The 8,869-nt window shown below is 70.4% G+C and carries 8 protein-coding genes and 1 pseudogene; 7 read left to right on the top strand and 2 right to left on the bottom strand.

The features are described 5' to 3' along the window. Window positions 1-62 precede the first annotated feature (62 nt). The 7 genes from JGS39_RS32515 (at window position 63) to JGS39_RS32485 (ending at window position 7,566) form a co-directional block, all read left to right on the top strand. A complete protein-coding gene (locus tag JGS39_RS32515) occupies window positions 63-245 on the top strand; it encodes a Trm112 family protein (protein WP_219573344.1) in 183 nt (60 codons plus the stop codon). A gap of 63 nt (window positions 246-308) precedes the next feature. Next, window positions 309-1,442, top strand: a complete 1,134-nt coding sequence (locus JGS39_RS32510; protein WP_219573343.1) for an SIS domain-containing protein — start codon at window positions 309-311, stop codon at window positions 1,440-1,442. 139 nt (window positions 1,443-1,581) lie between these two features. Beyond that, window positions 1,582-2,784, top strand: a complete 1,203-nt coding sequence (gene manA, locus JGS39_RS32505; protein WP_219573341.1) for a mannose-6-phosphate isomerase, class I — start codon at window positions 1,582-1,584, stop codon at window positions 2,782-2,784. Window positions 2,785-2,872: 88 nt separating this feature from the next. Continuing rightward, window positions 2,873-3,931: a cation diffusion facilitator family transporter gene (locus tag JGS39_RS32500; protein WP_219573339.1), complete on the top strand. Its 1,059-nt coding sequence runs from the start codon at window positions 2,873-2,875 to the stop codon at window positions 3,929-3,931. 252 nt (window positions 3,932-4,183) lie between these two features. Continuing rightward, the gene (gene ahcY / locus JGS39_RS32495) at window positions 4,184-5,641 is read left to right on the top strand and encodes an adenosylhomocysteinase (protein WP_219573337.1); all 1,458 of its coding nucleotides are present in this window, start codon (window positions 4,184-4,186) and stop codon (window positions 5,639-5,641) included. A gap of 214 nt (window positions 5,642-5,855) precedes the next feature. Continuing rightward, window positions 5,856-6,467: a hypothetical protein gene (locus JGS39_RS32490; protein WP_219573335.1), complete on the top strand. Its 612-nt coding sequence runs from the start codon at window positions 5,856-5,858 to the stop codon at window positions 6,465-6,467. A gap of 142 nt (window positions 6,468-6,609) precedes the next feature. After that, window positions 6,610-7,566, top strand: a complete 957-nt coding sequence (locus JGS39_RS32485; RefSeq protein WP_219573333.1) for an IS481 family transposase — start codon at window positions 6,610-6,612, stop codon at window positions 7,564-7,566. 232 nt (window positions 7,567-7,798) lie between these two features. Here JGS39_RS32485 and JGS39_RS32480 read toward each other — a convergent pair whose 3' ends face one another. Further along, complete coding sequence (locus JGS39_RS32480; protein WP_219573332.1) at window positions 7,799-8,569, bottom strand: transposase; 771 nt, start codon at window positions 8,567-8,569, stop codon at window positions 7,799-7,801. Window positions 8,570-8,609: 40 nt separating this feature from the next. Further along, window positions 8,610-8,869: pseudogene (locus JGS39_RS32475) on the bottom strand (RDD family protein); the annotation flags it as partial.

Genomic DNA, 8,869 nt, shown 5'->3' with positions numbered 1-8,869 from the left:
ACCGCACCGCAACACCGCACTCCATGCCCGCCCCGCCCGTCCGCCCGAAGGGACACCCACCCATGCCGCTCGAAGCCGGCCTCCTGGAGATCCTGGCCTGCCCGGCCTGTCACTCCCCCCTCGACGACCGGTCGGCGGCCGACAGCCCCGAACTGATCTGCACCGGCGCTGACTGCGGCCTGGCCTACCCCGTACGGGACGGCATCCCCGTCCTCCTCGTCGACGAGGCCCGCCGCCCCGCGTAACCGGGCCCCACACCAGCCCCACACCCCGCACGGTGATCGGCACGTGATCGGAGGACCGTCCCCATGCTCGACGAGTCGTTGCTCGACGCCCCGGAATCCCTGGCCCGAGCCGACCGCCGCGGTCTGCTCCGCGGCGCCGCCGAGGCCGGGGCCCGGGTCCGTACCGCCGCCCGGCACGCGACGGAGGCCGGGATCACCGAGCTGAACCCGGAGGGCCGCCCGCGCGCCGTCCTGGTCGCCGGCTCCGGCACCGCCGCATCCGGCGTCGCCGATCTGATCGGCGCCCTGGCCGGCGCCTCCGCCCCGGTCACGCGTATCCACCCGACAGGCGTCGCACCCGCCGCAGGCGCGATGCGATGGACGCTGCCCGGCTGGGCCGGCTCCGTCGACCTGCTCCTCGTCATCACGGCGGACGGATCCGAACCGGGCCTCGCACTCCTCGCCGAGCAGGCGTACCGCCGCGGCTGCACCGTCGTGGCCGTGGCGCCCCGGCAGTCCCCCCTGCGCGAAGCGATCGACGGCGTGCACGGCCTCGTCGTGCCGATGGCCTCCGCCCCGCACGGCGAGTACGACGCCGAGACCTCGGCCGCGGGCCCCGGCACCCTGTGGGCCCTGTTCACCCCGCTGCTCGCCCTGCTCGACCGCGTCGGCCTGGTCACCGCGCCCGCCGAGTCGCTGCAAGGCGTCGCCGACCGCCTGGACCGTACGGCGGAGCGCTGCGGACCGGCGATCGCCACGTACGGCAACCCGGCCAAGACCCTGGCCGCCGAACTCGCGGACAGCCTGCCCCTCATCTGGACGGAGGGCGACGCCGCGGGCCCGGTAGGACGCCGCTTCGCCGCGGTCCTGGCCGAGCTCTCCGGCCGTCCGGCCCTGGCGGCCGAACTCCCCGAGGCGCTCCCCGCCCATGGAGGCCTGCTGGCCGGTGCCTTCGCGGCCGGGGCCGACCCCGACGACTTCTTCCGCGACCGGGTCGAGGAGTCCGAACCCCTCCACGCCCGGGTCGTCCTGCTCCGCGACCGGCCCACCGGCGGCCTGAGCGCGGCCCCCGCGGCCCGCGAGCTCGCCCTGGGCCACGACACGGCGATCAGTGAGCTGGAACCGGAGGAGGGCAGCAGGCTCGAAGCCCTCGCCGAGCTCCTCGCGGTCACGGACTTCGCCGCCGTCTACCTGGCCCTCGCCTCGGGACGCGGCTGAACCATGTGACACCCGGCCCCGGCCCCAGGCAGTGCTGCCCAGGACACCGCACGTACGGCCGGCCCCTCACACAGACCGTCGCGACCCACGCACCCCCCCACACGCACCCCGCATCCCACACAGCACGAGGACGAATTCCATGGACCGGCTCTCCAACACCGTCCGCCCGTACGCCTGGGGCTCCACCACACTCATCCCGACGCTGCTCGGGGTCGCCCCCACCGGCCTGCCGCAGGCGGAGATGTGGCTGGGCGCCCACCCCGGAGCCCCGTCCCGGATAACCCGCGCCGGTTCCGCGTCCGAAGCATCGGTCGCCCCGTCGTCGCCCCCTGCCGAACAAGCGCTCACCGACGTCATCGCCGCCGACCCGGCCGGGGAGCTCGGCCAGCCGGCCGTCGACAAGTTCGGCCCCCGTCTTCCCTTCCTCCTCAAGCTGCTCGCCGCCGGAGCCCCGCTCTCCCTCCAGGTCCACCCCGACCTCGCCCAGGCACAGCAGGGTTACGCGGACGAGGAGAGCCGGTCCGTTCCGATCGACGCGCCCCACCGCACGTACAAGGACGCCAACCACAAGCCCGAACTGATCTGCGCCCTCACCCCCTTCGACGGCCTGTGCGGCTTCCGCCGGCCCGTCGAGGCGGCCGAGGCGATGGAGGGCCTGGGCGTCGACTCCCTCAAGCCGTACGCCGATCTGCTGCGCGCCCACCCGGAAGAGGCCGCCCTGCGCGAGGTCCTCACCGCGATCCTCACCGCGGACCCGGCGCAGATGGCCGAGACGGTCGTGGCCACGGCTGCCGCCGCCGAACGGATCGGCGGCGCCTACGCCCCGTACGCCCGCATCGCCCACCACTTCCCCGGCGACGCCGGCGTCCTGGCGGCCATGCTGCTGAACTACGTACAACTCCAGCCCGGAGAGGCCCTGTACCTGAGTGCCGGTGTTCCGCACGCCTACCTCGAAGGCCTCGGCGTCGAGATCATGGCCAACTCGGACAACGTCCTGCGCTGCGGGCTGACCCCCAAGCACATCGACGTACCCGAACTCCTGCGCATCGTCCGCTTCGAGGCGACCGAACCGGGGATCCTGCGGCCCGAGGCCTCCCCGTCCGGCGAGGAGCTGTACGAGACGCCGGTCGACGAGTTCAGGCTCTCCCGCTTCGACCTCTCACCGGGCGCGGCCCCCGTGGACCTCACCGCGGCCACACCCCAGATCCTGCTCTGCACGGCGGGCACGCCGAAGGCCGGCGAACTCGGCCTGAAGCCGGGCGAATCGGTCTTCGTACCGGCCGGGGAGAAGGCCGAAGTGTCCGGTACGGGCACAGTGTTCCGTGCCACTGTGGTGGCCTGACGTACCGTCCGCACCAGCGACTGCAACAATGTCCGGCCGTACCGCGGCCGCCGGAGCCGCAGCACCGACGAAGGGACACCAGGCACCCATGAGTGCGTCAGGCGGAACCAAGGCGATCGTGGCGGCGCTCGCCGCCAACCTCGCGATCGCAGTGGCCAAATTCGTGGCGTTCCTGTTCAGTGGCTCGTCGTCGATGCTCGCGGAGAGCGTCCACTCGCTCGCCGACTCGGGCAATCAGGGACTGCTGCTGCTCGGCGGCAAGAAGGCCCAGCGCGAGGCCACCCCCCAGCACCCCTTCGGATACGGGCGCGAGCGCTACATCTACGCCTTCCTCGTCTCCATCGTCCTGTTCTCGGTCGGTGGCATGTTCGCGGTGTACGAGGGCTACGAGAAGATCAAGCACCCGCACGCGATCGAGGCCTGGTACTGGCCGGTCGGCGTCCTGGTCTTCGCGATCATCGCCGAGAGCTTCTCCTTCCGTACGGCGATCAGGGAGTCCAACGAGACCCGCGGCTCGCTCTCCTGGACCCAGTTCGTCCGCCGCGCGAAGGCCCCGGAACTCCCCGTCGTCCTGCTCGAGGACCTCGGCGCGCTCATCGGCCTCGTCCTCGCGCTCGCCGGTGTCGGCCTGGCCCTCGGCACCGGCAACGGTGTGTGGGACGGCATCGGCACCCTGTGCATCGGCATCCTGCTGATCGTCATCGCGATCGTCCTGGCAGCCGAGACCAAGTCCCTGCTGCTCGGTGAGGCCGCCGGAACCGACCAGGTCGACAAGATCAAGGCGGCGGTCGTCGACGGCCACACCGTCACCGGCGTCATCCACATGCGTACGCTCCACCTCGGCCCCGAGGAACTGCTGGTCGCCGCCAAGATCGCGGTTCAGCACGACGACACCGCAGCCGAGGTCGCCAACGCCATCAACGCCGCGGAGTCCCGCATCCGCGAGGCCGTCCCGATCGCGCGTGTCATCTACCTGGAGCCGGACATCTACAACGCGGCGGCGGCCGCGGCCGGCGTCAACCCGGCCAAGGCGCTGGGCGGGACACCCGACGGAGCACCAGGCGCGACTCCGGCCGGCCCGACGGCCGACGGCACTCCGGGCGATGCCCCCGACACTCCGGCCGACCCGACGGATTCCGGTCACTGACCGCCTCCGATACGCCGATGAGGCCGCTTCCGGACCCGGTGGACTGGGAGCGGCTGGGCCGTTCGGTGTAGATTCGTCGGCAGTGTCAGACGTCGCTGCTGATGGCGGTCGATCGGTCCGTACGCCGGACCGGCCGAGGGAGAGAGGGCCTCCGACGGACTGCGCTGCGGAACCGCCCGGGCATTCGTGTGCCCACTGCGTGCCGCAGAGCCGCCCTACCCACCCTCGACCCATCACGAGGAGCAGCCCGTTATGACGACGGTCGCCAATCGACAGGACTTCAAGGTCGCCGACCTCTCCCTCGCAGCCTTCGGCCGCAAGGAGATCACCCTCGCCGAGCACGAGATGCCCGGCCTGATGTCGATCCGCAAGGAGTACGCCGCCGCGCAGCCGCTGGCCGGCGCCCGCATCACCGGTTCGCTGCACATGACCGTGCAGACGGCCGTGCTGATCGAGACCCTGGTCGCCCTCGGCGCCGAGGTCCGCTGGGCCTCCTGCAACATCTTCTCCACGCAGGACCACGCCGCCGCGGCGATCGCGGTGGGCCCCGACGGCACCCCGGACGCCCCCGCCGGCGTCCCGGTCTTCGCCTGGAAGGGCGAGTCGCTGGAGGAGTACTGGTGGTGCACGGAGCAGGCGCTGACCTGGCCGAACACCCCCACCGGCGGTCCGAACATGATCCTCGACGACGGTGGTGACGCCACCCTCCTCGTCCACAAGGGCGTGGAGTTCGAGAAGGCCGGCGCTGCCCCGGACCCGTCGACCGCGGACAGCGAGGAGTACGCGTACATCCTCACCCTGCTGAACCGCACGCTGGGCGAGTCCCCGCAGAAGTGGACCCAGCTGGCCTCCGAGATCCGTGGTGTCACGGAGGAGACCACGACCGGTGTGCACCGGCTGTACGAGATGCACCGTGACGGCACCCTCCTGTTCCCGGCGATCAACGTCAACGACGCGGTCACCAAGTCGAAGTTCGACAACAAGTACGGCTGCCGCCACTCGCTGATCGACGGCATCAACCGCGCCACCGACGTCCTGATCGGCGGCAAGACCGCCGTCGTCTGCGGTTACGGCGACGTGGGCAAGGGCTGCGCGGAGTCCCTGCGGGGCCAGGGCGCCCGAGTGATCATCACCGAGATCGACCCGATCTGCGCACTGCAGGCGGCGATGGACGGCTACCAGGTCGCCACCCTCGACGACGTCGTCGAGCAGGCCGACATCTTCGTCACCACGACGGGCAACAAGGACATCATCATGGCCGCCGACATGGCCCGGATGAAGCACCAGGCCATCGTCGGGAACATCGGCCACTTCGACAACGAGATCGACATGGCCGGCCTGGCGAAGATCGACGGCATCGTCAAGGACGAGGTCAAGCCGCAGGTCCACACCTGGACGTTCTCCGACGGCAAGGTCCTCATCGTGCTGTCCGAGGGCCGCCTGCTGAACCTGGGCAACGCGACCGGCCACCCGTCGTTCGTGATGTCCAACTCGTTCGCGGACCAGACCCTGGCCCAGATCGAGCTGTTCACCAAGCCCGAGGAGTACCCGACCGACGTCTACGTGCTGCCCAAGCACCTCGACGAGAAGGTCGCCCGCCTCCACCTCGCCGCGCTCGGCGTGAAGCTCACGACGCTCCGCCCCGAGCAGGCCGCCTACATCGGCGTCGAGGTCGAGGGCCCGTACAAGTCCGACCACTACCGCTACTGACACCGTCACCATTCGCGACGGCCTGCCGGTGACCTGGACGCTCACCACCGGTCGGTGAAGACCGGCCACCGGCAGACCCCGCATCGTCTGCGGACGCGCGCGCGTCCGCAGACCCGGTGACTCAGCAGCAGCTACGAACGCAGGCCCCCGCACCCCCGTGCCGGGGGCCTGCGCCGTACCGCACCCGCACAGCCCGAGGAACCCGAAGGACCCCATGCCACGCGGCCGATATTCGCTCCACGATCTCCACGACCACACCCCCCTCGGTGAAGAACACTTCCACTGCGCACCAGGCCCCTCGGGCTGGCGCTACGTCTCCCAGACGACCGCCCCGTCCGGCGATCACCTCGGATCCGTCGACCTCACCCTCGACGAGCTCGGCCGCCCCATTCGCCTCGAACTCCACGCCGCGAGCTGGCAGGTCCGCGGCGCCGCCCTCGAAGGCGTCACCTGGGTGCGCACCGACCCGAGCGGCACCCACGCCACCGAAGGCAATGTCCGCGCCCACGCCTTCAGCGGCACGTCCCCCGCATTCCTCGTCGCCACCGCACGGCTGCTGCGTCTCACCCCCACTTCTCCGGCCACCCGGGTCCGCGTCGTCACCTTCACGGACCCGGTGCTCGCCCCCCGTACCGTCGACCAGTCCTGGGCCCTGGTGAACAGTGAAGCGCACCCCACTGACAACGGGCCGCTGAACGTGGACGCGTACCAGGTCAGCGCCCTGGACACCGGTGAGCAGCACACCGTTCACATCGCCGGAGACGTCGTCCTCTCGGCCCCGGGCATCGAGCTCGAAGAGCTGGAGTCCCCGCCCTCGGACCGGTAGGGCCTGCCGGCCGGATCAAGGACGCCGGACAGGGCCCTAGGTGTATTGATCACGAGCGTTGTTGACACTCGGCAGGTCTTGAACACGACGAAGACCTCCGGTGTGGTGGAGCTGTCTAGGAACACACCGCACGGAGGTCTTCGTGTCCCACCGTAATGCCCGGCTGACTGTTTTCGGTCGGCGGCTGCTGGTCGAACGTGTCTGTTCGGGCCGTCCTGTCGCGCATGTGGCAGCCGAGATGGGAATCTCTCGGGCTACGGCGCACAAGTGGATGCACCGTTGGCGGACCGAGGGTGAGGCTGGGCTCCACGACCGGTCCAGCAGGCCGCTCACGACACCGCACCGCACCTCGCCCGACGTCGAGGCCCGGGTGTGCCGCCTGCGGACCGACCGCAAGCTGGGACCGGCCCGGATCGGCCCGATCCTGGGCCTTCCCGCCTCGACCGTCCACCGCATCCTGACCCGGCACCGGCTGAACCGGCTGGCCTGGATCGACCGCCCCACAGGCACAGTGATCCGCCGCTACGAACGCGAACGGCCCGGCGAACTCATCCACGTCGACGTGAAGAAGCTCGGACGGATCCCCGATGGCGGCGGACACAAAACCCTTGGCCGCCAGGCCGGCCGGGCCACCCGCAGCCAGATGGGCTTCGACTACGTCCACTCCGCCGTCGACGACCACTCCCGCCTGGCCTACAGCGAGATCCACCCCGACGAGAAGGTCGCGACCTGCGCGGACTTCCTCACCCGCGCGGCCGCGTTCTTCCACAGCCACGGCATCACCCGCATCGAACGTGTGCTGACCGACAACGCCTGGGCCTACCGCAAGGGCCTCGCCTGGAAAGCAGCCCTCACCAAGCTGGAAGCCACCGGGAAACTCACCCGGCCCTACCGGCCCCAGACCAACGGCAAAGTCGAACGCTTCAACCGCACCCTGCTCGACGAATGGGCCTACCTACGGCCCTACACCAGCAACGACGAACGATCCCTGGCCCTGGCAGACTTCCTGCACACCTACAACCACCACCGCTGCCACACCGCACTCGACGGACACCCGCCGATCAGCCGCGTCAACAACGCTGCAGGGCAATACACCTAGGGCGTGTTTCGAAAGTCCCGCCTGCCCGGCGGCGTCTGGCACGCACGCTCGCGGCGTTGCGGAAATGCCCTAGTAGCTCCGCTACGAGACCCTTTCCGCGCCTTGCGATCGCACGCACCAGACGCCGCCGGGCCCGCACTTCGGGCGGACGACGCTACTTTCGAAACACGCCCTAAAGGTTGTTGCAGAAGGGTGGGTGTGGGCAGGTCGGGATGGCGTTTGACCTGCTGGTTCAGCCTGTCATGGCGAGGTTGTGCATCGTGGCGATGGCTTGTACGGCGTGGTGGAGTCCGTCTCCTTTCTGGCGGCAGTCGCGGAGGATTTTCCAGTTCTTCATGCGGGCGAAGGTGTGCTCGACGCGGGCGCGGACGCGCCGATGTTCGGCGTTGTCCTCCTCCTGGCCGCGCAGAAGTGGGCGTCCGGCTCTTCTGCGGTGCGGGACGATCAAGCCGGTGCCCAGGTAGGCGCCGTCTGCGATGACCGTTGTCCCGGCCGCGATGGCGGGCAGGTCCGATTCCCGCCAGGCGTGGGCATCGGCCTTGTTCCCGGGGACGGGTCGGGCTGAGGCGATCACCAGGCGGCTGTCCGCATCGATGATGACCTGCACGTTCGCTGAGAACCGATAGTTGCGGGAGGACGCGGCGACCTTGCGGTCGCGGACCGGGACGAGGGTTCCGTCCACGATCCACAACCGTTCGACGTCAGCGACGGGCCGCGGCGCCGGCTCGATCGCGAGGAGCGGCCGCAGGCGATGGATGACCCGGCAGACGGTGGCCGGGGAGATCCCGAAGAGCGGGGCGAGCTGGCGCATCGTGAGATTGGTCCGGTAGTAGACGGCCACCAGGAGGACCCGGTCCGCCAGTGGCAGGCACCACGGGCGCCCTCCACCGGGACCGTTTCCGCCCCGCTCCCGTACTACCTTCACCAACTTCTCGAACCGCCCCATCCGCAAGCCAGTGAACGTCTCCACCCACAATGACTCAGCCCGCAACACCCCACCCATACAAGAGGAATGCCCTATCCCAGACGTTCTGCAACAACCTTTAGGCGGGCGGAGCGAAGCCGCCCGTGGACCGCCGCACCGCCTCCGCCCCGGGACCCGCCGCCGCACCGTCCCGCCCGACGGCCCGGGCAGGGGCGACCTGCGCGGGAGCGGGGTGGGACGCCTCAACGGGATGAGTCGGGGGAGTGTGGTGCGGGAGCGGAGCGGGGTGGGGCAGAGGCGCAGCAGCAGGGGCTGCCGCGAACGCCCGGCGTGCATCACGCGTCTGACGTTCGTTGACCACGGCGGCCAGGAACGCGG

The organism is Streptomyces poriferorum (assembly GCF_019399235.1).
Classification (GTDB): domain Bacteria; phylum Actinomycetota; class Actinomycetes; order Streptomycetales; family Streptomycetaceae; genus Streptomyces; species Streptomyces poriferorum.
This window is presented reverse-complemented; position numbering and strand designations above follow the sequence as displayed.

Coding starts and splice junctions, on each gene's coding strand:
- JGS39_RS32515 (WP_219573344.1), top strand. CDS start 63: ATGCCGCTCGAAGCCGGCCTCCTGGAGATCCTGGCCTGCCCGGCCTGT.
- JGS39_RS32510 (WP_219573343.1), top strand. CDS start 309: ATGCTCGACGAGTCGTTGCTCGACGCCCCGGAATCCCTGGCCCGAGCC.
- manA (WP_219573341.1), top strand. CDS start 1,582: ATGGACCGGCTCTCCAACACCGTCCGCCCGTACGCCTGGGGCTCCACC.
- JGS39_RS32500 (WP_219573339.1), top strand. CDS start 2,873: ATGAGTGCGTCAGGCGGAACCAAGGCGATCGTGGCGGCGCTCGCCGCC.
- ahcY (WP_219573337.1), top strand. CDS start 4,184: ATGACGACGGTCGCCAATCGACAGGACTTCAAGGTCGCCGACCTCTCC.
- JGS39_RS32490 (WP_219573335.1), top strand. CDS start 5,856: ATGCCACGCGGCCGATATTCGCTCCACGATCTCCACGACCACACCCCC.
- JGS39_RS32480 (WP_219573332.1), bottom strand. CDS start 8,569: ATGGGTGGGGTGTTGCGGGCTGAGTCATTGTGGGTGGAGACGTTCACT.